General features: G+C 68.7%; 24 protein-coding genes, 1 rRNA gene and 1 pseudogene. 2 read left to right on the forward strand and 24 right to left on the reverse strand.

The genetic code is table 11. The annotated features are described in order from the left end of the window. Positions 1–287 (reverse strand): 16S ribosomal RNA (locus HYV93_03440); the annotation flags it as partial. 303 nt (positions 288–590) lie between these two features. Further along, positions 591–1,782, reverse strand: a pseudogene (locus HYV93_03445) (tyrosine--tRNA ligase). A gap of 165 nt (positions 1,783–1,947) precedes the next feature. Here HYV93_03445 and HYV93_03450 point away from each other — a divergent pair. Next, on the forward strand, positions 1,948–3,990 hold the full coding sequence (locus HYV93_03450) for a PBP1A family penicillin-binding protein (GenBank protein MBI2525016.1): 2,043 nt from the start codon (positions 1,948–1,950) through the stop codon (positions 3,988–3,990). Between the two features lie 5 nt (positions 3,991–3,995). On the opposite strand, the gene HYV93_03455 is transcribed toward HYV93_03450, so the two are convergent. From HYV93_03455 to HYV93_03550, 20 genes are all read right to left on the reverse strand, one after another. Then, positions 3,996–5,480: a glycine--tRNA ligase gene (locus tag HYV93_03455; protein ID MBI2525017.1), complete on the reverse strand. Its 1,485-nt coding sequence runs from the start codon at positions 5,478–5,480 to the stop codon at positions 3,996–3,998. Positions 5,481–5,497: 17 nt separating this feature from the next. Beyond that, complete coding sequence (recO, locus tag HYV93_03460) at positions 5,498–6,268, reverse strand: DNA repair protein RecO (GenBank protein ID MBI2525018.1); 771 nt, start codon at positions 6,266–6,268, stop codon at positions 5,498–5,500. Positions 6,269–6,270: 2 nt separating this feature from the next. Then, positions 6,271–7,179 carry a GTPase Era gene (gene era, locus HYV93_03465; GenBank protein MBI2525019.1) on the reverse strand — a complete coding sequence of 303 codons (909 nt, stop codon included), beginning with the start codon at positions 7,177–7,179 and terminating at the stop codon, positions 6,271–6,273. Further along, positions 7,179–7,643: an rRNA maturation RNase YbeY gene (ybeY, locus tag HYV93_03470; GenBank protein ID MBI2525020.1), complete on the reverse strand. Its 465-nt coding sequence runs from the start codon at positions 7,641–7,643 to the stop codon at positions 7,179–7,181. Before ybeY ends, era begins: the two co-directional genes overlap by 1 nt. Further along, the gene (locus HYV93_03475; GenBank protein ID MBI2525021.1) at positions 7,643–8,647 is read right to left on the reverse strand and encodes a PhoH family protein; all 1,005 of its coding nucleotides are present in this window, start codon (positions 8,645–8,647) and stop codon (positions 7,643–7,645) included. The genes ybeY and HYV93_03475 overlap by 1 nt, the downstream gene beginning before the upstream one ends. A 60-nt stretch (positions 8,648–8,707) precedes the next feature. Beyond that, a complete protein-coding gene (gene aspS, locus HYV93_03480; GenBank protein MBI2525022.1) occupies positions 8,708–10,510 on the reverse strand; it encodes an aspartate--tRNA ligase in 1,803 nt (600 codons plus the stop codon). Positions 10,511–10,569: 59 nt separating this feature from the next. Then, a complete protein-coding gene (locus HYV93_03485; protein MBI2525023.1) occupies positions 10,570–11,841 on the reverse strand; it encodes a histidine--tRNA ligase in 1,272 nt (423 codons plus the stop codon). A gap of 178 nt (positions 11,842–12,019) precedes the next feature. Then, a complete protein-coding gene (locus tag HYV93_03490; protein MBI2525024.1) occupies positions 12,020–12,268 on the reverse strand; it encodes a type II toxin-antitoxin system MqsA family antitoxin in 249 nt (82 codons plus the stop codon). A gap of 148 nt (positions 12,269–12,416) precedes the next feature. Continuing rightward, positions 12,417–12,659 carry a type II toxin-antitoxin system MqsA family antitoxin gene (locus tag HYV93_03495; protein ID MBI2525025.1) on the reverse strand — a complete coding sequence of 81 codons (243 nt, stop codon included), beginning with the start codon at positions 12,657–12,659 and terminating at the stop codon, positions 12,417–12,419. 4 nt (positions 12,660–12,663) lie between these two features. Next, positions 12,664–12,948 carry a DUF4258 domain-containing protein gene (locus HYV93_03500; protein MBI2525026.1) on the reverse strand — a complete coding sequence of 95 codons (285 nt, stop codon included), beginning with the start codon at positions 12,946–12,948 and terminating at the stop codon, positions 12,664–12,666. A gap of 4 nt (positions 12,949–12,952) precedes the next feature. Beyond that, complete coding sequence (locus HYV93_03505; GenBank protein MBI2525027.1) at positions 12,953–13,354, reverse strand: hypothetical protein; 402 nt, start codon at positions 13,352–13,354, stop codon at positions 12,953–12,955. 2 nt (positions 13,355–13,356) lie between these two features. Then, a complete protein-coding gene (locus HYV93_03510) occupies positions 13,357–13,881 on the reverse strand; it encodes a gamma carbonic anhydrase family protein (GenBank protein ID MBI2525028.1) in 525 nt (174 codons plus the stop codon). 14 nt (positions 13,882–13,895) lie between these two features. Then, positions 13,896–14,468: a Uma2 family endonuclease gene (locus HYV93_03515; GenBank protein MBI2525029.1), complete on the reverse strand. Its 573-nt coding sequence runs from the start codon at positions 14,466–14,468 to the stop codon at positions 13,896–13,898. Between the two features lie 22 nt (positions 14,469–14,490). After that, entirely contained in the window at positions 14,491–16,356 is a 1,866-nt protein-coding gene (locus tag HYV93_03520; protein ID MBI2525030.1) for a hypothetical protein, read from the reverse strand. Between the two features lie 8 nt (positions 16,357–16,364). Beyond that, positions 16,365–17,102 carry a hypothetical protein gene (locus HYV93_03525; GenBank protein ID MBI2525031.1) on the reverse strand — a complete coding sequence of 246 codons (738 nt, stop codon included), beginning with the start codon at positions 17,100–17,102 and terminating at the stop codon, positions 16,365–16,367. A 132-nt stretch (positions 17,103–17,234) separates the two neighbouring features. Next, positions 17,235–18,845 (reverse strand): hypothetical protein, encoded by a 1,611-nt coding sequence (locus HYV93_03530; protein ID MBI2525032.1) that lies wholly within the window; start codon positions 18,843–18,845, stop codon positions 17,235–17,237. 271 nt (positions 18,846–19,116) lie between these two features. Beyond that, complete coding sequence (locus tag HYV93_03535; GenBank protein MBI2525033.1) at positions 19,117–19,371, reverse strand: tetratricopeptide repeat protein; 255 nt, start codon at positions 19,369–19,371, stop codon at positions 19,117–19,119. A 69-nt stretch (positions 19,372–19,440) separates the two neighbouring features. Continuing rightward, positions 19,441–19,743 carry a type II toxin-antitoxin system RelE/ParE family toxin gene (locus HYV93_03540; GenBank protein MBI2525034.1) on the reverse strand — a complete coding sequence of 101 codons (303 nt, stop codon included), beginning with the start codon at positions 19,741–19,743 and terminating at the stop codon, positions 19,441–19,443. Further along, entirely contained in the window at positions 19,724–19,972 is a 249-nt protein-coding gene (locus tag HYV93_03545; protein MBI2525035.1) for an addiction module protein, read from the reverse strand. The genes HYV93_03540 and HYV93_03545 overlap by 20 nt, the downstream gene beginning before the upstream one ends. A gap of 40 nt (positions 19,973–20,012) precedes the next feature. After that, complete coding sequence (locus HYV93_03550; GenBank protein ID MBI2525036.1) at positions 20,013–20,651, reverse strand: tetratricopeptide repeat protein; 639 nt, start codon at positions 20,649–20,651, stop codon at positions 20,013–20,015. Between the two features lie 66 nt (positions 20,652–20,717). Between HYV93_03550 and HYV93_03555 the strand changes: the two genes are divergently transcribed. Further along, entirely contained in the window at positions 20,718–21,086 is a 369-nt protein-coding gene (locus tag HYV93_03555; GenBank protein MBI2525037.1) for a hypothetical protein, read from the forward strand. Here the strand turns inward: HYV93_03555 and HYV93_03560 are convergent. Together HYV93_03560 and HYV93_03565 are read right to left on the reverse strand one after the other, a co-directional pair. Beyond that, entirely contained in the window at positions 21,083–21,868 is a 786-nt protein-coding gene (locus HYV93_03560; GenBank protein MBI2525038.1) for an SAM-dependent chlorinase/fluorinase, read from the reverse strand. The two genes, HYV93_03555 and HYV93_03560, sit on opposite strands and share 4 nt — an antisense overlap. 15 nt (positions 21,869–21,883) lie before the next feature. Further along, positions 21,884–22,525 (reverse strand): polyprenyl synthetase family protein (locus HYV93_03565; protein ID MBI2525039.1); only part of this gene is annotated, 642 nt, incomplete at its 5' end.

The following is a 22,525-nucleotide window of genomic DNA, read 5'->3' on the forward strand; positions in this document are numbered from 1 at the left end:
TTGGTGGGCCGTTACCCCGCCAACTAGCTGATAGGCCGCGAGCCCCTCCAAGAGCGGCAGCTTGCGCCACCTTTCCTCCCCGAATCTCTCGACACGAGGAACGTATCCGGTATTAGCCCCCCTTTCGAGGGGGTATCCCAGGCTCAAGGGCAGGTTACCCACGTGTTACTCACCCGTGCGCCACTAGGACCACAATATGATTGCTCACACCGTGATCCCCGTTCGACTTGCATGTGTTAAGTACGCCGCCAGCGTTCGCTCTGAGCCAGGATCAAACTCGCCATGAATGAAGCGAGAAACTTGAACCCTGGTCCCTAAAGCCCAACCAAGATGTTGCTTCGGTCGGGCGCAAGGTACTCAGTAGTTACGGATGGTGCTCACACTTCGTCGGTGAGCCAGTAACATATGCGATTTTCAAAGAACGGTCGGGGTCTCGACCCCTCTGTGAGTTGAACCAGGTCAGCTGGACGGAAACGGCCGGCTGCCTACTCTCAACACCCGCGCCGGGGCAAGAGCCGCCTCGGGGCTGGGCAAGTAGTGATGCTACCGGGGAGCACTCAGCCTGTCAAGGGATTCTTTGGGCGACATCGTCACTTCACGGTCACGCGCTTGAAGCGGCGACCGAGCTGGATCACGACATCAGCCCCTCGTGCCAGGAGCTGGCTGAGGTCTGACACCCGCTCCCCGTCCACCTTGACGGCTCCCTCGGCTATCTTCCGCCGGGCTTCGGAGTTGCTGGAAACAATCCCCGTTGCCACGAGGGCCTTCCACACGTGGATCCCCTCCCCGTCAACGACCGTGACCGTCACGACGTCAACGTTGTCAGGCACTTGCTTCTGCTGAATGACCTTGACGAATCCCCGTTCCGCCTCGGCCGAAGCGGCCTCCCCGTGATACTGGGCGGTGATCGTCCGGGCCAGTCGCTTCTTGGCTTCCATGGGGTGCAGCCGGCGCAGCCCGGTGATCTCCTCCGGCGACACCCTGGTCGCCAGCTCGAAGTAGCGGAACATCAGCCGGTCGGAGACCGACATCAGCTTGCCGAACATCTCCCCGGGCGGCTCTGTGATGCCCACGTAATTGCCGAGGCTCTTGGACATCTTCTGGACGCCGTCGAGCCCCTCGAGAATGGGCACTGTGAGCGCCACCTGGGGCTCCTGGCCGTGAGCCCGCTGCAGATCGCGCCCCACGAGGAGATTGAAGGTCTGGTCGGTGCCGCCGAGCTCGACGTCGGCCTCCAGGGCCACCGAGTCGTAGGCCTGTGCGACGGGGTACAGGAACTCGTGCAGGCTGATGGGGCGCCCGCTGGCGTAGCGGCTGGCGAAATCCTCGCGCTGGAGCATCTGGGCCACCGTGAGGTGGGCCGTTTCCCGGATGACCCCCTCGAAGCTGAGCGGCGCGAGCCAGGTCGAGTTGAACTCCACACGCGTGCGGCTCATGTCCAGGATCTTGCCCAGCTGGATGGGTCTCCGCATTCGCCCGGATCTCGTCCCACGACAGCGGCCGGCGCGTCTCGGACCGCCCCGTCGGATCGCCGATCATGCCCGTGAAATCGCCGATGATGATGATGACCTGGTGGCCGAGATCCTGGAAGTCCCGGAGCTTCTGGAGCACGACCGTGTGGCCCAGGTGCAGGTCCGGCGCGGTGGGGTCGAGGCCGAGCTTGATCCGGAGCGGCGCGCTCGTGGCACGCGCGCGCTGGAGCTTCTGGATCAGCTCCGCCTCGACGATGATCTCCGCCGTCCCGCGGCGGATGCGGCGCATCTGCTCGTCCACCGGGAGCATGGGATCGGTCATCGCACGAGGCGTCGGCGCGCGCATCAGGCCGGAGGGGGAAAGCCGCTCGCGTTCACGCCTGTATAATAACAAGGGATGCCTCCACACCGACGCGCGAAACCCGCTGCCCGCCCCCAGAGGCACTGGCCCCGACGGCTCCTCGTCGCCGGCGCGATGCTCCTGTTCCTCGCAATCCTCGGCGTCGGCGTCTCGGCGATCTGGGCCGTCACCATCCTGCCACGCTCGCTCCCGTCCGTCAGCGCCCTGGAGAACTTCGAGCCGAGCCGCGGCACGAAGGTCTTCGACGACAACGACGAGCTGGTCACCGAGTTCCATGTCGAGCGACGCATCTTCACGCCGCTCGCCCAGATCCCCAAGGCCCTCAAGGACGCCATCGTCGCCACCGAGGACTCGCGCTTCTACTCGCACTACGGGGTGGATCCCGTGGGGATCGCCAGGGCGATCTACCAGAACTTCCGCCACGGGCGCATCGTCGAAGGCGGGAGCACCATCACCCAGCAGCTCGCCAAGGTACTCTTTCTCACCCCGGACAAGAGTCTCGATCGGAAGCTCAAGGAAGCGGTGCTGGCGGTGGAGCTCGAGCGCCGCTACTCGAAGGACCGTCTCCTGGAGATGTACCTCAACCAGATCTACTTCGGCCACGGCGCCTTCGGCGTGGAGGCCGCCGCCCGCACATACTTCGGCAAGTCGATCGCCGAGCTGACCCTCGCCGAATGCGCGCTGCTCGCCGGCCTCCCGAAGGCCCCGTCCACCTACTCCCCCTTCGACCGCGCGGCGGCCGCCAAGCGGCGGCGCGGCACGGTCCTGGCCCGCATGGTGGAGGTGGGCACCCTCAAGGGGGAGGAGGCCAAACGGGCGGGGGCAGCCGAGCTCCGGCTGGTGCCGCCCGAACGCCGGCGCACGACGGGCCAGTACTATCTGGAATACGTCCAGCAGCTCCTGGAGCAGGAGTTCGGGGCCGATCTGGTCTTCAAGGGAGGGCTCCAAGTCTACACGACCCTGTCGCCGACGATGCAGCTCCGGGCGGAGCAGACGCTCCGCGAGGGGCTCAGGGCGCTCGAGACCCGCCGGGCGAAGGCGGCCGAGAAGGCCGGCGCCGCCCCTGTCACCGACCGCCCCGAGGGGGCGCTGCTGGCCATCGACCCGCACACGGGCTACATCAAGGCCATGGTCGGCGGGTACGATTTCTTCAAGAGCGAGTTCAACCGGGCCGTGCAGGCGCGGCGACAGCCGGGCTCGGCCTTCAAGCCCTTCGTGTACATCGCGGCGCTCGAGTCCGGCCTGACCCCGGCCAGCGTCGTGGATGACTCACCGGTGGAGTACGCCGTGGGTCCGAGAGGGAAACCCTGGAAGCCCGACAACTACGACCGGAAGTTCCGCGGCCCGATCACCTTCCAGCAGGCCCTCGAGGACTCCGTGAACGTGGCGGCGGTGAAGGTCCAGGAGCGCGTGGGGATCCGGCGCACCCTCGACGTGGCGAGGCGGCTGGGTGTCGAGAGCCCGCTGTCGGAGAACCTGAGCATCGCCCTCGGCAGCTCCGACCTCACGCTCCTCGAGCTGACGTCGGCCTATGGGGCGCTGCCCAACCAGGGCACCTGGATGCGCCCCACGGCGATCCGGTACGTGCTCGACGCCCAGGGCAAGCTCCTCGAGGAGAACGTGCCCGAGGGCAAGCCGGCGCTCTCCCCGGAGCTGGCATACGTGATCACCCACATGCTGAAGGGGACCGTGGAGCGCGGCACCGGGGTGGCGGCCAAGACGCTGAGACGCCCGGTGGCGGCCAAGACCGGCACCACCAACGACTACTCGAACGCCTGGTTCGTCGGCTTCACGCCGCAGCTCGTGACGGGCGTGTGGGTGGGCTATGACCGGCCGAAGAGCCTCGGGCGCGACGAGACGGGCTCGCGGGTGGCCGTGCCGATCTGGACGGCCTTCATGGCGAGCGTGCTCGAGGGGACGCCGGTGCAGGACTTCCCCGTGCCGGAAGGCGTGGTGCTCGTGCCGGTCGACCTCCATCCCGGAGAGGGCTGCATCCGCCCCGTGTTGATGGCCTTCGTGGCCGGCAGCGAGCCGCGGAGCCACTGTGGCCCGGCGCACTCAGGGCTCACGGCGGGCTCCCTCCCCGGCGGGCCTGCGGGCTCTGCCGCCCTCGGGCCGTCGGCGGGCGCGGGGGACAGCGCCCACCAGAACCCCTAGCTACGCTAGCCGCCGTCCGCGGGTCTGAGCGCACCGAGGCGATCCGCCACGGACACCCAGGCCTCACCGCCGAGCAGCCGGGCGAAGACGGCCGGCAGCGCGCCGATGGGCACACGGATCTGCTGCATCGAGTCACGGTCCCGGATCGTCGCCTGCCCGTCCCCGGCCTCGCCCTTGTCGGGCTCGCCCACCGACTGGACGTCCACCGTCACGCAGAACGGGGTCCCCACCTCGTCCTGGCGCCGGTAGAGGCGGCCGATGGCTGCGGTGTCATCGTAGGTGGCCGGCCAGCGCGGGGCCAGCTCCTCCCGGATAGCCTGGCAGGTCCGGACAATCTCCTCCCGCTTCTTGAGCAGGGGCAGCACGGCGATCTTGATGGGAGCCAGCTCGGGATGGAGCCGCAGGACCACGCGCGTCTCGCCCCGGACCTCCTCTTCGCGGTAGGCGTCCACGAGAAAGGCCAGGAGCGCCCGGTCGACCCCGGCGGAGGGCTCGATCACGTAGGGCACCACGTGCTCCTTCCGCTCCTCGTCGAAATACGTCAGCGTCTTCCCGCTCCACTTGGCGTGCTGCTTGAGGTCGAAATCGGTCCGGTTGGCGATCCCCATGAGCTCGCTCCAGCCGATCGGGAAGCGGTACTCGATGTCGGCCGTCCGCTTGGCGTAGTGGGCGAGCTCGACCTTCTCGTGCTCGCGGAGCCGGAGGTTCTCGGCGCGGAGGCCGTAGCGCTGGAACCACCCCAGGCAGTCCTCGATCCAGCGCTCGTGCCAGTGCTCGTCCGCCGGACGGTCGGCCACCGAGGCGCGCGGGTTGACGAAGTACTCGATCTCCATCTGCTCGAACTCGCGCGTCCGGAAGATGAAGTTGCCCGGCGTGATCTCGTTCCTGAAGGCCTTGCCGATCTGGGCGATGCCGAACGGGAGCTTCCGGCGCGTGGACTGCAGCACGTTGTCGAAGTTGACGAAGATCCCCTGGGCGGTCTCGGGGCGGAGGTAGGTGACCGCGGCGTCCTCCTCCACCGGCCCCATGAAGGTCCGGAACATCAGGTTGAACTGGCGCGGGAGCGTCAGCTCGCCCTTGCCGCAGTCGGGGCACAGCGTGCGCCGGAGCCCGCAGTGGGAGCACGGCTCGCCGGCCGGAATCGTGAACTTGTTCCCCTTCGTGGCGGCGCAGTAGTGGACCCACGGCGTCTCGTCGACCTTGTCGGCCCGGAAGCGCCGGCGGCATTCCCGGCAGTCCACCATGGGATCGGTGAAGTGATCGACGTGGCCGCTGGCCTTCCAGACCGTGGCATGCATCAGGATCGAAGCGTCCAGGCCAACCATGTCGGGCCGCCCCTGGACGAAGTCCCGCCACCACACCCGCTTGATGTTGTTCTTGAGCTCCACGCCGAGGGGTCCGTAGTCCCAGCACGAGCCCGTCCCGCCGTAGATCTCGCTGGACTGGAAGACGAAGCCCCGCCGCTTGCAGAGCGAGACGAGCGTGTCCATGGACAGTGGCATGGCGGTCAGGATAGCATGGGGGGCAGCGGCCGGCGGGTCTGAGCGAGGAAGCGGAGCGAGCGCGGCACCTGCCCGATGAGCCGGGTCACGGTCCCCTCCAGGATCCCGGTCAACTCCTCGTCGAGGGCGGGGCTCAGGGGGAGCCGCAGCCCCTCCTCCCAGCGGAACCCGCGCAGCCGGCCGAGCGTGCCCACCGCGCGCTCGCTCAGCGGGATGGCATGCGCCCGGGGACCGCACGGGCGACACACGAGGCCCCCTGCCTCGACGTCGAGGACCGCGTCCGGAAAAGGGTACCCGCGGCCGCATTCCACGCACCGGTCGATCCGCGGGCGGTGCCCCAGGAGATCCACGGCGCGGACGCCGAAGCAGACGGCGACCCGCGCCGGACGGGTTCCTCCTTCGAGCGCCCGGAGACTCCGGACCAGCAGGCCGAAGAGCGCCGGATGGGGATCCCGGTCCGCGGAGAGACGCGCCAGGCACTCGACCGTCCACGCTCCCCGTCCGAGCCGCTCCAGGTGCTCCCGCACCCGGACGAACGGGTGGAGGATGTCGAAGTGGTCCACCCGTACGAGCTCGCTCCGGCCGGTGTCGAAGAAGACCAGGTCGCCCAGCGTGAAGGGCTCCAGTGCGGCCACGAAGCGCGACCGGGGCCGCCGGGCCGACTTGGCGACGCCGCGCACCTTGCCGAAGTCCCGCGTGTAGAACTCCACCAGGCGGTCGCTCTCGCCGAGAGCGCGGCGGCCGATGACGACGGCACGAGACCGGTAAAGCGCCATGGTCAGGAGGTCAGGAGGAAGCCGAACTCCCGCAGAGCGCTGTCGTCCTTCCGCCAGTTCTTCCGCACCCGCACGTGGAGGTCCAGGAAGGTCTTGATCCCGAAGAAGCGCTCGAGATCCTCGCGGGCGGAGGAGCCGATCCGCTTGAGCATCGTCCCGCGCTGGCCGATGACGATGCCCTTCTGGGACTCCTGCTCGACGAAGATGGTGGCCCGGATGTACAGGCACTCCGGGCGCTCCCGCTCGCGGAGCTCCTCCACGCGGACGGCGCACGCGTACGGCACTTCCTGGTGCGTCAGATGGAAGATCTTCTCCCGGATGCGCTCGGCGACAAAGAAGGTCTCCGGCTGGTCCGTGGCGGACTCGCGCGGGAAGTAGGCCGGCCGCTCGGGCATGGCCTGCACGATCAGCTCCAGCAGCGAGCCACAGTTGGTGCCCCGCTCGGCGGAGATGGGGATGATCTCCTGGAACGGGTGGCGCCCGCGGTAGGCCTCGATGAGCGGAAGGAGTCTGGACTTGGGCGTGACGAGATCGGCTTTGTTCAGGCAGCAGAAGACCGGCGCGCCCACGCTCGCCAGCCGCGCCAGCGGGCCGGCATCGAGGCGGTCGGGACGCTCCGTCGCCTCGGCGACGAGGCAGACGAGGTCCACGTCCTCGAGCGCCCGCAGGGCGGCCCTCTCCATCAGCTCGCCGAGCCTGCCCGACCCGGCGTGGAGCCCCGGCGTGTCCACGAACACGATCTGCGCGCCGGCCAGGTGCTTGATGCCGGTGATGCGCGTCCGGGTGGTCTGGGGACGGCGGGAGACGATGGCCATCTTCTCGCCGACGAGCCGGTTCAGGAGCGTGGACTTGCCGACGTGGGCGCGTCCGATCAGCGCCACGAACCCGGCGCGGTGCGCGGGGCGGGCCATCACGCGCCGAGCAGGCCGGACCAGAGGCGCGCCGGCACGGGGCGGGCCGCGCAGCGTGAGAGAATCTCCCGCGCCCGCTCGTGCATCAGGCGGGCCTCCACCGGCTCGGCGTCATCGTACCCGACCAGGTGCAGCACACCGTGAACGGCCAGGAGGTCCACCTCGAGGGCGACGGGCACGCGGAGCCGCGCCGCCTGGCGAGCTGCCGTGTCGGCGGAGATGACGACTTCGCCGAGCAGCGCGGACGGGCCGGGCCCCTCGAGGTTGAACGCCAGGACGTCGGTGCGCGACGAGGACCCGCGGAAGCGGGCATTGAGGCGCCGGAGGGCCCCATCGTCCACCAGGCTCACGTGGACTTCCCTGTCGGCCCGCCCGAGGAGGCGGAGCGCCCTTCCGACGGTCCGCCCCACCCTCGGCGTCGAGAGCCGGATACGCCGCTGGAGGTTCCGGACGGCAAGCGGCATCACCCGGGGGCCGGGCCCTGGGCCTGCTCGGCCGGCCGCTCGAGGCGGGAGGCCTGGCGCCGCGGCTCCGAGGGCTGGACTCGATCATAGGCCCGGACGATGGAAGCCACCAGGTCGTGCCGCACCACGTCACGGTCGTCGAAGTAGACGAAGCTGATCCCGTCGATGCCCTGGAGCACCGTCTGGATCTCGATGAGCCCCGAGGGTCGGCTGGCGGGCAGATCCACCTGGGTGATGTCCCCGGTGACGACCATCTTGGAGTTGAAACCGAGGCGGGTGAGCGCCATCTTCATCTGTTCGGACGTCGTGTTCTGCGCCTCGTCGAGGATGATGAACGCGTCGTTGAGCGTTCGGCCCCGCATGTAGGCCAGGGGCGCGACCTCGATGGTGCCCCGGTCGCTCAAGGACGTGACCTTCTCGGCCTCCAGCATGTCGTAGAGCGCGTCGTACAGCGGGCGCAGATAGGGATGCACCTTCTCGGCCAGATCACCCGGCAGGAATCCCAGCCGCTCACCCGCCTCCACGGCAGGGCGCGTCAGGATGATCCGGGCCACCTCCCGGTTCATCAGCGCCGCCACCGCCATCGCCACCGCGAGATAGGACTTGCCGGTGCCGGCCGGGCCGATGGCGACGACGAGGTCGTGGGCCCGGATGGCGTCGAGGTAGCGCTTCTGGTTGAGCGTCTTCGGGGTGATCAGCCTCTTCCGCGAGGGCACCGGGATGACATCCGCGAAGAGCGACTTGAGGTCCGCGTCCGGGTCGGCCTCGGCCACACGGAGGGCGGCGCGGACTTCCGCCGCACTCAGCGGGGCCCGGACACGAGCCATGTCCGCCAGCGCCTGGAGCGCCCGTTCCGCGTGCCCCACCTGCGCCTCCCCGCCTCTCAGCGTGATCTGGTGGCCGCGCGCGGTGACGCGCACGCCGTACCGTGACTCGAGCGAGCGGAGATGCTCGTCGTTGCGGCCGAGGAGGGTGAGGAGATTCAGGTCCGAGGGGACGTCGATGCGGCGCGTGACGCTGGTGCCTTCAGTCAACGAGTGGACATGCCTCCCGACTCGAGGATATCACGCGGCCCCCGGGGCTTCCACGACCCGGATGCCCAGCTCCCGGAGCTGCGGCGCGTCCACCGGCGCCGGTGCGTCGGTGAGGGGGCAGGTCCCCTTCTGCGTCTTGGGGAAGGCAATCACCTCCCGGATGGACTCCTGGCCCGCCAGGTTGGCCACGAGGCGATCGAGGCCGAAGGCGATGCCGCCCATGGGTGGGGCCCCGAACTCGAGGGCGTCCAGGAGGAAGCCGAAGCGCGCCCGGGCCTGCTCCTTCGAGATCCCGATGAGGGCGAACAGCCGCTCCTGCACCGCCTGCTGATGGATACGGATCGATCCCCCGGCGGCCTCCTGGCCGTTGAGCACGAGGTCGTAGGCCTTGGCCCGCACCCGTCCCGGGTCGGACTCCAGCAGCGGCAGATCCTCGTCGCGAGGGGCGGTGAAGGGGTGGTGCACCGCATCCCACCGCTTCTCGTCCTCGTTCCACTCCACCAGCGGAAAATCGATGACCCAGGCGAAGACGTCCTTCGAAGGGGGAATCTGCTCGAAGCGCCTGGCCAGGTCCACGCGGAAGCGCCCGAGCACCGAGGCCGCCACCGCCGGGGCATCCCCGACCAGCAGCACCAGATCGCCTGCCGAGGCCTCGATGGCCCCGATCAGGCGCTCCTCCACGGCATGGAGAAACTTCGCCACCGGGGACTGCAGGCCCTGAGCGGTGACCTTGATCCAGACGAGCCCCTTCGCGCCAAGCTGCCTGGCCTCCGCCGCCAGGTCGTCCAGCTCCCTCCGGCTCATGCCCCCGGCCCCGGGCACCCGGAGCGCCTTCACGGCCCCGCCGGCGGCCACCACCTGGGCGAAGGCCTGGAACTCTCCGCCGCCGAAGAACGCGGACACCTCCCGCAGCTCCATGGCGAAGCGCAGGTCGGGCTTGTCCGAGCCGTAGCGCGCCATCGCCTCGTCGTAGCCCAGGCGGGGGAAGGGCAGGGCCAGCTCGACGCCCTTCACGCGGCGCCAGACCTCGGCCACCAGCCCCTCGATGATGGGCAGGAAGTCGTCACGGTCGAGGAAGGAGGTCTCGATGTCGATCTGGGTGAACTCCGGCTGGCGGTCGCGCCGCAGGTCCTCGTCCCGGAAGCAGCGGACGATCTGGAAGTAGCGCTCGAACCCGCCGACCATGAGCAGCTGCTTGAAGAGCTGGGGGGACTGGGGCAGCGCGTAGAAGCTGCCGGCCTGGAGCCGGCTCGGCACCAGGAAGTCCCGCGCCCCCTCCGGGGTGGACCGGGTGAGGAAGGGCGTCTCCACCTCCAGGAAGCCCTGGCCGTGCAGGTAGTCGCGCACGGCCCGGCACGCCTGGTCGCGGAGCTGGAAGGCCCGGAGCACCGAGGGCCGGCGCATGTCGAGGTACCGGTACTTGAGCCTGAGGGTCTCGTCCACGTCGACGTCGTCCTCGAGCTGGAAGGGCAGCGGCCGGCAGTCGTTGAGGATCCTGAGCTCCGTCACCTGGACCTCGACGGCGCCGGTGGCGAGCCTCGGGTTCTCGGTCCCGGCCGGGCGCGCACGCACAATGCCGCGAACAGCGAGCACGAACTCGCCGCGCACCGCCTCGGCCCTGCCGTGGGCCTCACTGCCCTCGGCCGGGTTCAGGACGCACTGGGTGAGCCCCTCCCGGTCGCGGAGATCGATGAAGATGAGCCCCCCGTGGTCCCGCCGCCGGAAGGCCCACCCCATGAGGGTCACCGGCTGCCCGATCTGTTCCGAGCGCAACGCCCCGCAGCTGTGGGTCCGCTTCCAGCCGCCGAGCGGTTCCGTGCGCGCCTCGGTCATCGGGGTCGCCTCGCGATGGAGGACACCGGCCGGCGGCCCGGCCTCTTCGCTGCCGCCGCTCATCGGGCTACGCCCGGCCGCGCCGCCAGTCCGACGATCTCCTCGGCGAGGCGGTCCAGCGGCACGCCGCGCTGGACGCCCGACTTCATCTCGCGCAGGAGCGCCTGCCCCCGCGCCAGCTCGTCGTCCCCCACGATGACGGCGAAGTCCGCGCCCAATCGGTTCGCCCGCTCGAGCTCCCGCTGGAGCTTCCGGGTGCCATAGCCGAGATCCAACCTGGCGCCCCGGCGCCGGGCCTTCCGGGCGATGCCGAGCAGCCGGGCGAGGGCCGCGTCGCCGAGGGGGATGAGAACAGCCACTGGCGCGGCCGACGCGGCCTCGTCTCCCAGGAGCAGGACCACCCGCTCGAGGCCGATGGCGAAGCCGATGCCGGGATCGGGCGGGCCCCCGAGCTGCTCGATGAGCCCGTCGTACCGGCCGCCGCCCGCCACCGCGTTCTGGGCGCCCAGCTCTGTCGTCAGCACCTCGAAGGTGGTACGGACGTAGTAGTCCAGCCCCCGGACGAGCCGCGGCGTCACCGTGTAGGTGATCCCCATGGCGTCGAGGCAGGCGCGGACGCGCTCGAAGTGCTCTGCCGCCTCGGGGGTCAGCGAGTCGAGGATGGAGGGGGCCTTCTCGATGACGGGCTGGCAGCCCGGCGTCTTGCAGTCGAGCACGCGGAGCGGGTTGCGGTCGAGGCGCCCGCGGCATTCGGGGCACAGCTCCCCACTGCGCGGCAGGAAGTAGTCGAGCAGCCGCGCCCGGTACGCAGGGCGCGTGCCGGCGTCCCCGATCGAGTTCACGTGCAGCTCGAGTCGGTCCGCCAGGCCGAGGGCGCCGAAGAAGTCCATGAGCATGGCGATGACCTCGGCGTCCACGGCCGGATGCGTCTCGCCCAGGGCCTCCACGTCGGCCTGATGGAATTGCCGGTAGCGCCCCGCCTGGGGACGCTCGTAGCGGAACATCGGCCCCATGGTGTACAGCCGCACGGGCTTGGGCTCCACCTGGAAGCCGTGCTCGATGTAGGCGCGCAGCAGCGAGGCGGTGGCCTCGGGTCTCAGCGTCACGGAGTCGCCGCTCCGGTCCTCGAAGGTGTACATCTCCTTCTGGACGATGTCGGTCGCCTCCCCGATCCCCCGGGCGAACAGCTCCGTGCGCTCGAAGAGCGGCAGCCGGATCTCCCGGTAGCCATACGCCTCGAAGACGCTCCTGCCCTCGGCCTCCACGCGCTGCCAGCGCGGGGACTCGGCCGGGAGGATGTCGCGCACCCCGCGCACGGCCTTGATGGGCATGGTTACTCCGCCCTGGGGGAGAGCGAGCGCCGCGCCTCCCCCAGCCCCCCCCACCGGCCCGCGCGCCCGGCTGGATCGGACATGTTCAGAGCGGGATCCCCCTGCCATGGTCCACGTCGCCCTCCACGGCCTCGTAGCAGCGCTTCACCATGTCAGCTATCTCGTCCTGACAGGCGGGTTAAGCGGCGTCACCGATGTAGGCCAGCACCGGGATCAGGGCCGTCCGGGTGGCCTTCCGCGTTTGGAGGAGCCTGTCGATGGCCTTGGCAACGTCCGGCTTCAGAAACCGCTCGCCGCACTGGTTACAGACACCCATAGGCACCTGTTCGACCAGGAACAGTTCGCCCTGCCAACGCACGTCCCGGGTCGCCGTGCGCTCTTGCACCTGGCCTCCGCAGTAGATGCAATCTGCGAACCGGATCTCCATGAGTGTCATCTCCTCAGCCACACTGTCGAGCCCGCGGCCTGCCTCAGAGACGCTCCTCGCCGCGGCCACACCCAGCCATCCCCACCCTCAGTGGTGCCCTCTCCCTTCCGTTTCGTGCGGAGCAAATACCGGGGCCACGATCTCGGGCCTACCCGAAAGTCGCTACAGGAACAGCACGGGCTCTAGCGAATGCCCGCCGGTGAATCTTGATGCGCTCGAGCTCGTGCAGCGTGTCGGCAGTGAGGTAAGTTTCCCCACAATGAGGGCACACCACCACTGGAACGTTCTCGATTACAAGCAAGCCGGTACCCCTGCCGTAGCTCCGGGTAACCCGCCGAACCGCTGCCCCCCGCCTGCCGCAGATGTCGCAACGAACGCCCTTATCCTTCATGGCCCTACTCGACACATACAGTCAGGATCACAGCCTTGCCGGTCGGCCCAAGCTTGACCACCGTGACAATCTCTTCCTCGCCCTCGACCGAGGAGCCCTTGATCACGTACTTGGCCTCTCTCGTCCTGCGGTCCCGCTGCCGCTCGATGATTCGACCGGTGAGAATCGCGCTCTCGACATCGAACACCGAAAGCCCATCCTCATCCATCTCCTGTTCCGCATGGTCAGTGAGGACATAGGCTCTAGCCAGAACGCAAGCGCGTATCCTCTCGAGGAGTCGCCTCGACACGCGGCTATTCTACCTGCGAGCATAAGAACGACAAAAGCCCTTTCTCGGTGCTTCCGCTCAGGTGTAGCCGCTCACGCTTCGATGTAACGATCCGCTCGAGCTCGACTTCAGTAAGGGCTGGACGCGTCCCGGGGCCGAGAGGCCGGCGTGCCGGGGTAGCGCTTGGAACCGGCCCCGGCCTGGAAATGACGCGAAATCGGGGCCACGGAGCCTCGATGAGACGGCGGGCTCGAATTGTGGAGCCGGGCAGCGAATGATCCAACAGATAGGGGAACCGGAACTCGGGAACGCTGAAGTCCAGCGCGAGCGAAAACGGCCGGTTCGCTGCAGAAAATGTTGAGCGGCCACGCAGCGAGGCCTCGACCGGCAGGATGTCGCGCACGCCGCGCACCGCCTTGATGGGCATGGTCAGGCGCCCTGCGCGGCCTTGTACTCGGCGGCCAGCGCCACGTAGTTCCTGGCCGAGCGATGGATCAGGTCGAGGTCCGCCTCCGTCACCTGGCGCTTCACGCGCGCGGGGGCCCCCATGAGGAGGCTCCCCCGCGGGACCTGCGTCCCCGGAGCGACTACGGCGCCCGCCGCCACCAGGCACTCCTCCTCGAGCACGGCGCCGTCCAGAACCACCGCGCCGATCCCGATGAGGCAGTGGGACTTGATATGACAGCCGTGCAGGCGCACCCCGTGGCCCACCGTCACGTACTCCTCGATGACGGCGGGCGTGCCGCGACGGTTGACGTGGATCACCGTGCCGTCCTGGATATTGCTCCCGCGCCCGATCCGGATGAAGTTCACGTCGCCGCGGATCACGGAGGTGAACCAGACCCCGACCTCCTCCGCCAGCTCGACGTCGCCGATGACCTGCGCCGAGGCCTCGACGAAGGCCGTCGGGTGCAGCTTGGGGACGACACCCTTGTACGCGTGGATCATCAACATACCGCGGCGGGGCGCTAGCCCCAGAGGGACGCGAGCGGGATGCTGAGGCCCGGGAACAGGGAGGGCGAGAAGCTGTCGTCGTCCGCCAGGCTCGCCGCCCGGCGATACTGCCCTTCACCCAGCTCGTAGACCTCCAGAACCCTTGTCTCGGGATCAGCCAGCCAGTACTGACGCACGCCGTGCCGGGCGTAGAGCTTTGCCTTCTCGACCCGGTCACGGCGAGCCGTACCCGGAGACAGGATCTCCACGATCAGATCCGGGGCGCCCCGGACCCCCCGATCGGTGACGATCCCAGAGCGCCCCTCGGCGACGAACAGCAGGTCCGGCACGACCACGGAGGTCTCCTCGAGGATGACGTCGAACGGGGCGATGAAGACCTCGCCGAGTCCACGGGCGGTCACGAAGGGCTTGAGAGAGACAAGCAAGTTGGCGGCGAACCGCTGATGGGCGACACTCGGCGAGGGCGTCATGGAGAGCTCTCCGTCCAGGATCTCGTACCGGCGGCCGTCGTCCGGCAGCGCGCAATAATCCTCGTAGGTGAGGACGATGCGCCCCGCGGGGGGCTGTTCGCGCGCGTCGATGGGCATTGCTCCCTCTTCGGGCTGATGCCTAGTCCTGGGGCAGGGTCATGATGATCTGGGTCTCGCCGGCGGTCCTGAAGACGTTGGTGAAGCGCACCACCGCGGCCACGAGGCTCGGCTGGGCGCTCTCGTCGGCCCGCCAGGCGCCGAGCCCGGTGATGCCCCCCTCGAAGCCGGTGTCGATGGACTGCAGGCGATACCCCGCCGGCCCCCTGAACACCACCGCCAGGAGCCCTTCCTTGACGAGGTTCTGCGGGACGATGAGCTCCTCGATCCCGTCCCCGTCCAGGTCAACGGCCAGCGGCATGGGCTCGATCTTGTAGAACTTGCTCCGGCCCCCGCGCATGTCCTCGAGCACGTGCTCGATGGTCAGGTAGCCCCCGCCCACGGAGGTCGAGGAGCGCCACAGGTCCTCTCCCTCCGAGGAGATCTGCAGGCGATTGAACTCGTCCACGTGCGCCAGCACCCGCGTGTCCTTGCCGGAGATGTTCGAGAACGCCGCCCCCATGGGCCTGAAGCCGGCGGGCACGCGCACGGGCTTCTCGACCGAGAGGCTCCCGTTCTGGACCACGACCTGGCTCGCCTGCCCGGCGTTGAAGAGGCGCTCCGGGCTGTAGGACTGCGACCACAGGGTCTGCTTGATCCCCTCGCTCCTGCCGTCCACGGCGAAGAGGAAGGAGTCGATGCCCTCGGCGAGGTATCTCGGCTTGCCGGCCTTGACGCTGATGACGAAGGCGTTGACCCCGCTCTTGGGATGGAAGCGATTGCCCACGACCTCGAAGATCCCGTCGCCGTCGAGATCGGCAAGCTGAATCGAGATGATCCGGCCCGCGGCGCGCGCCGAGAAGGTCCAGTCGGCCTCGAGCCGCTGGCCGACGATGCGGTACTGGTAGACGCGCTCGCCGTCGCTCACCACCATGCGCGGGACCTTGTCCCTGGGCCCCACCGACACGTCCATGGCGAGGACGGGGAAGCCGAAGCGCGCGACCTCTCTGAGAGGGATCGTGGACTCGCCGGTCGAGTAGCTCCCGGCCTCGAGATCACCGCCCAGGAGCCTCGCCAGCAGCGAGCGCTGCTTGGCCTGGGGCCGGTTGCCGTCTCGCCCGGAGGAGGAAAACTGGGTGGCAGTTGAGGTGGCGCGGATGGAGGGCGGCACGAAGAACGCGGTGGAGATCGCGGGTTCGAGAGCGGGCAGGGCGAAGAAGCGCACCTCCATGAAGGGCCGGCTCTGGACGCGCTTGAAGTGGATTGCCAGGAGGTTCTCGACCTTGAAGCGCCGGGCCGCCTCCCTCACGCCCTTACCCTGGAGGAACTCCTCGGCCTTGATGGCCTCCTGGGCCAGGAAGACATTGATGGCATCGCCCATGGTGACCTGGAAGCGGCCCGAGGCCGAGAGCCGCTCCACCAGCTCGTGAGTGGCCGCCTCGACGAGCCCCTCCCTGACGCCGCCCAGGAGGGGAAGCAGGACCAGCCTGATCTTCCCCGACGAGAGCCGGAAGCGATCGCCGGGCCTGGCCTCGCTGCCCTCGGCGAGGGTGGCGAGGGAGAAGGCCTCCTGGGCCTCGGTCACCGTGACACGCCCCAGCCCTTGCTCCGCCCGGCCCAGCACCTGTCCCGTCTTCGGGTGCTTGATCTCGCGCCCCTCCCGGAAGAGCGCCAGCTCGAGCCCCGCCCTGGCGCCGTCCTTGCGCCCGGCGCTCAGGGTGACCGACTGGCCCCGGACCTCGAGCACCTCCCCCTCAAGCCTGGGGAAGAGGTCCACCAGCTGGCTGACCAGCACGGTCAGCGGGACGGCGGGGCCCTGGGGATCGCTCTGCTGCTGGGCATGAGCGGGCGAGATCGCGAGGACGATCAGGAGGGTCAGGATCCCGCCACGGAGCCTGCGTCGAGACACCACCCGGCTCAGTCCCTCTCGCCCGGGCCTTCGAGATTGGACCGATCGGCGCTGCGGCGCCGGTCCCACCCGACCACAGCCTTGAAGGTGTTGGGGCCCGGAGGGTGCTCCACGACGATATACACCCAGTCCGCGAAAGAGGGGTTCTCGTTCACCCCGACCACGGCCGCGATGCCCTCGGACAGCCCCGTGGAGCGGCTGAGGTAGCGGTCCCAGAGATTGCCCTTCTCCCCATAGAAGCGGAGGAAGTGTAGCGGGTAAGAAACGGCAGCCGCAGGCCTGGGGCTGAAGGGCACCGTGTACGGGATGTGGTACCTGAGCGAGCCCTTGCCCTTGAGCGCCAGGTGGATGACCTCCTGGTCCCGGCTCTGGGGCGGGGCGATCAGCCACACGCTCCGCTCCCCGGGCTTGCCATCCCAGACCACTTCCTCCCAGCGCCTGCCGTCCTCGGCGGGCCTGACCTCCCCGCGCACCGGGATCGCCTTGAAGCCCGGGGCCCAGTCGGCGGGGACAGGTCGAAACATCCGGTCATAGAGGAGGGCGCCCTTCGGAACCAGTCCCCCGTCGAGGGAGCGCTCGAGCCTGTCCAGCGACAGCTCGCCCGCGCCCCGGCCGATCTTGCCGTCGAGGTAATGGGCGAAGCTCGTGTCGAAGAGGTTCGAGACCCGGAGACGATACTCCACGGCCGCGGCCGGAGAGGCGCAGGAGAGGAGCAGGATGAGGACGCCCAGGGCCGGCCTGACCATGGACTCGACTATAGCGCCCGGCCCGAGGTCAGGCAACCAATCGGAGCCCCCCGCCAGGGGGGAACCGGAAAAAAGGTGGGGCATGGGAGAACACCCCATGCCCCACCCCACTTCCCTTCTACTGTGCTGAGGCTAGAAGCTGAAGCGCACCCGCGCGACGCCCGTGTAGACGTCCTCGGCGCTCTGCCGCGTCAGCACGCCGTTGCGGACCTGCGAGGTATCGAACACGTCGCCCGCGAACAGGTAGGCGCCCACCAGGTCGAGGGTGAGGCCAGGGGCGAAGCGCCACGTCATGCCGAGGTCAGCCTCGGTGCCGATATAGGTGGCATCGCCACGGCAGCCGGCGCCCTGCGGGTTGGCCGCGGAGTTGGCCGAGTGCGTGGAGCAGTTGAGCGTCGCCGCAAAGGTCCCGTCAGTGTCAACCGACCTGGCCGTCCACGAGGGCATCACGACCCCGTAGAAGTCCAGCTGCGGGCTCAGGCTGTACGTCCCCTTGAAGCCGAACTGCTGGCGCCCATAGCGGTCGAGACCGATACCCGTGCCCATGGTGCGGATGGCGCCGTTGAAGTAGTCGATGCCGAGGGCCCAGATATTGCCCCAGCCGTCGGCACCGTAGGAGGTGTCAGTGTTGATCGGCTGGTAGTAGTTGGTGTCCCGGCTCAGCTGGTCCATGGGCCGGTTGCCCGAGGTGTAGAGATACCGGGCCTCGACGAGCATGGGGCCAATGCGGTAGCCGGCCTTGACGTCGAAGAGCCAGGCCGAGATGTCCGACTCCCGGATCAGGTCGGTGGTCCCGCTCGGGAAGGGGTTGTCCATCTCGCGGGTTCCGAACTGGTAGAAGAAGGTCGGCTCGACGGAGATCGGGCCCGAACGCCAGCGCGAGTCGATACCGATGGTATGCCGCCACTCCTGATGGGTGGGCACGGCGGCCGGGCCGACCGTCTTGGCTGCGAAGGTCGGGGTGCCGCCGGCGCCGGGGATGCCACCGACTGCCAGGCGAGCGTTGCCGTGAGTCAGGCCCTGGGCCCACAGGACTGCGTAGGTGGGCCGGAGGTCGAGGCCCTTGATGGGCGTGACTTCGAGACTCGTGATAATGGCGAAGTCGTCGCCGCGGATGAACCCGGTGGCGCCGGTGCCGCCCGTGCTGCCGCCGGTCAGCTCTTCCTCGATCTGCGCGTACGTGAGGTGGCCCTTCACGTTGGGCGAGAAGGTCGTGACGAGGTCCACGCCGGCGAAGTCGCCCGTGGCCAGCGTCGCGAGCTTGTAGGTCGTCGCGAAGGGCTGGGCGCCGACCCGCATCTGCGTCGGAATGGGGATCAGCGGAACTTCGTACTGGACATACAGCCACTTGACCTCGATGGAGCCCTGGGTGTCCGTGTTCAGGTCGAAGGCGCTGGTGGTGCCGGCCCGCTGCGCGGTGCCGGCCACGGTCGTGGTGGTGTTGGTGTCGGTTGCGTTCACCTGGCCCCAGGCCGAGTCGATCTCGATGCCCAGGACGCCGATGGTCTTGCCCACCTGGCCGGTGATGTCGAAGCGGCCACGATTCCTCGCGTACCACTCCTTGTCGCCAGGCCGCGTGAAGTTCAGGTCACGCAGGTTGTGGCTGGCCGATGTGACTGTGTCGATCAGGCCGGTGATCTTGAACGTCGGGGCCGGCGCGGCCGGTGCCTGGGCATAGATGCCCGGCGCCAGCATCCCGACGAGGGCGATCACGGCGAGAGCAAGGACGAAGATCCTTCTCATTACCGCCTCCTCATCTGTGGTTTCACTGCCTACGCTTGAGCCTGCTGTCGGAATAGCGAACTGTACGCGCAACCACGGTGCCACAGGTGAAACACGAGACGGCTATGTGCCAGCCCACCTCCTCTCTCTTTCACGCTTCCCCAGGTCGGCGGGGACACGCAGATTGTTCACGACCGCCTCCTCTTTTACCCCATACCCGGGCGATGCGTCAAGGAAAAAGGACGCCTCCTAATCGCTCCGGCACACTCAGAAAGACCAATTTACCAGGACGTTAGCCACCATCTCCGATGGTCTTGAGGACCTCCACCGCGGAGCGGCCGATGATCGAGCCGGGATCCAGGTCGCGGGCGGCTCTGAGCGAGGCCTTGGCCTCGTCCCTCCTGCCCTGCTCGACGAGGACGACCCCGAGCCAGTAATGCGGCGCCGAGCGCTTCGGCTCGAGCTGTATGGCCAGGCGGAAGGCCTCCTCGGCCTCCTTGAGCTTGCGCAGGTTGAGATAGGCATAGCCCATGTTGTGGTAGGCCACGTCCGGCGTCGAGTAGGTCGGCTGGGCCAGGGCCTTCGGCCTGCGCCTTCCGGTGGAAGGCCACCGCCCTCAGAACCGCCGCTCCTTCCAGTAGCCGGGACGCCTCTTGGCGTGAGCGACCGCGAAGATGTGGACGGCGGATCCATGCGGTCGATAGATGATGCTGAAGGGAAAGCGCGGCAGCACGTATCGCCGGGTGCGGTGGAGATAGCGGGGCCGGCGGTCCGGCGCCTCGAGGATTGCCTCGACTGCCTGCTCGACCTCGGCGACGAATCGGTCGGCCGCGGTCTGGTTACGAGCCGCATACCAGTCTCGCGCAGCGAGGACCTCGGCCCGGGCCTCGGGGTGAAACCTAACGAGGCTTGGAGCCACCCCTTGACTTCCGGTGAAGGGCGCGACGAACTTGGCTCCAGGGGACTAACTTGACAGCGCCAGACTCCACATCCCGGATTCTGCGCTCGATCTCGTTGGCCCACGCTGCCTCGGCATCCTCGTCCACCCGCTCGTCGAGGCTCTGTATTAGGCTCCCAGCGATCTCCGCCCGCGCCTTCTGGGGGAGTCGGAGGGCCTCCAGAAGCACCTTCTCCGCCTTGGGGCTCATGGAAGCGATCCTACCACACCTCTCGGTTACTCGGAGGGACTTAGCCTCCCTCGCCGAGGGTCTTGAGCACCTCCACCGCGGAGCGGCCGATGATCGAGCCGGGATCCAGGTCGCGGGCGGCTCTGAGCGAGGCCTTGGCCTCGTCCCTCCTGCCCTGCTCGACGAGAACGACCCCGAGCCAGTAATGCGGCGCCGAGCGCTTCGGCTCGAGCTGTATGGCCAGGCGGAAGGCCTCCTCGGCCTCCTTGAGCTTGCGCAAGTTGAGATAGGCATAGCCCATGTTGTGGTAGGCCACGTCCGGCGTCGAGTAGGTCGGCTGGGCCAGGGCTTTCCGGTAGAGCACGATGGCCTCCTCGAACCTGCCCTGCTCGGCATGAGCGAGGCCCAGGTTGTGCTGGGCCTCGCCGTAGGTCTGATCGAGCGCCACCGCCTTCTGGAACTGCTCCTGGGCTTCCGCCTTGCGGCCCAGGTCCAGGTTGACCACGCCGAGGGCGTTCCGGTAGAGCGCATTGTCCGGGTCCAGCGACACGGCTTCCTGGAGGGAGGCGAGCCCCAGGGACACCCGCTTCTCGCCGAGGTTCTTGATCCCCTGCTCGTAGGCCGCGCGCGCCTGCAGGCGCTGCACCTGCTCGTCCGCGGCCGAGCGACACCCGGCCAGGAGGAGGAGAGCCAGCACCACGGTGAGCCATGCCTCCGGACGCCGCCGACTTGACAGGGAGAATAATCCCCTGTATCCGTTGAGGGCGTGCCTACCTACGAATACGAGTGTCAGGATTGCTCCAGGGTCTTCGAGGCGCGACAGCGGATCTCCGAGCCGGCGCTGACGACCTGTGACAAGTGTGGCGGTCCCGTTCGCCGCCTCATCGGGGCGGCCACGTTCATCCTGAAGGGCAAGGGGTGGTACGTCACCGACTACCCCTCTGAAGCACGGAAGAAAGCGATGAAATCCGAAGCCTCATCGACCCCCACCTCCGGAGCCGACGCCCAGTCTAGCACAGCGGCGAAGAGCGATTCCGCTTCTTCGGCCGCCCCGGCGCCGGCCAATGGCACAGGCGCGGGCGGCGGCACCTCCGGCAAGGGCGCCTCCGGCAAGGGCGCTGCTGGCAAGGATTAGGAAGCCTTCGCCCGGACCGGCGTGCCGCGCCGGGCCTGAAGCACTTCCAGGGCGCTCCCTTCCCGCACGAAGACCTCGAGCCGTCCCCGGGAGCCCACGATGGGCGCCGGCATGCCCGGCTCTCCCTCGGCATAGGAGCTCCTGAGGGGCCCGATCCGCCACGCGCCGACCTCGATCTCAACCGTCCCGCTCCCCGCCAGACCGGCCAGTCCCTCAGCGGTGAGCGAGGTGATGAGATTCCCGAAGCGGTCTTCCGCGATCACCTCACCCACGAGGGCGCTGCCCTCAAGCCGCGCCGTCGGGATCTCGAGGCGTGCGGGGTCGAGCACGGCCGGACCGAGGCGATCGAGCGAGGTGCCGCGGGCAAGATGGGCGGCGGCGGGGGCGAACACATCACGCCCGTGGAAGGTTCGGCTCACCGGCATCAGTCTGTAGGCCTCCTCGGTGAGAGCCACGGCTGTCCAGCCTGGCGCTCGGAGGGCGAAGCTCAAGAGGCCGTTGTCGGGGCCGACGAAGCACTGCGTCCCGGCCTGGACCCCGAGCGCCCTGCGTGCGCTCCCGACCCCGGGATCCACGACGGCCAGGTGGACAGTCCCCGCGGGGAAGAAGGGCGCCGACGCCTCGAGGGCGAGCTGGGCGCCGAGGACGTCATGGGGGGCAATCTCGTGGGTCAGGTCCACCAGGCGCGCCTCGGGGCAGATGGTGAGGATGACGCCCTTCATCACCCCGACGAAGGGATCGCGGAGCCCGAAGTCCGTGGTGAGCGTGACGATCGGGGGCATCGCCCGCTCCCCCCGTCAACGGTCGCGGCCGACCACGAAGTCCGCGATGAGCGCGAGGGTCTCTCGGTCCTCGCAGTCGGCGAAGGGGCCGAGATCCTCCTTGGCCGTCTGGGCATAGGCCCGGGCGCGCTCGAGGGCGTAGTCCACGCCCTCGTACCTGACCACCAGCGCCCGGATTTCCTCCACCTCGGCCGGAGAGGGGACGCAGCTCCTGAGCACCACCTGGATTCGCTCGCGCTCGGCCGGAGCCGCGCGGTCCAGCGCGGCGATGAGCGGCAAGGTCCGCTTGCCCTCCTTGAGATCGGCGCCGATCGCCTTGCCGAGCCGCGCCTCGTCGGCAACGAAGTCGAGGGAGTCGTCGGCCAGCTGGAAGGCGATGCCGATGTCGAGCCCGTAGCGGGTCAGCGCCTCGAGCCGCGCCCCGACGGCCCCTCCCAGGAGGGCTCCGATCCGGCAGCAGGCCGAGATGAAGGAGGCCGTCTTCTGGGTGATGATCCGGAGGTAATCGGCCTCGGGGGTCGTGCCGTTCCGCTTCCGCTCCAGCTGGAGCACCTCCGCCTCCGTCATGGAGACGGTGGCGCGGGCCAGCGTGTCCAGAACGGCGGGGTCCCCGTCGCGGACCATCAGGGCGAAGGACTTGGAGTAGAGGTGGTCGCC

It is taken from the genome of Candidatus Rokuibacteriota bacterium, assembly GCA_016188005.1.
Lineage (GTDB): Bacteria > Methylomirabilota > Methylomirabilia > Rokubacteriales > CSP1-6 > UBA12499.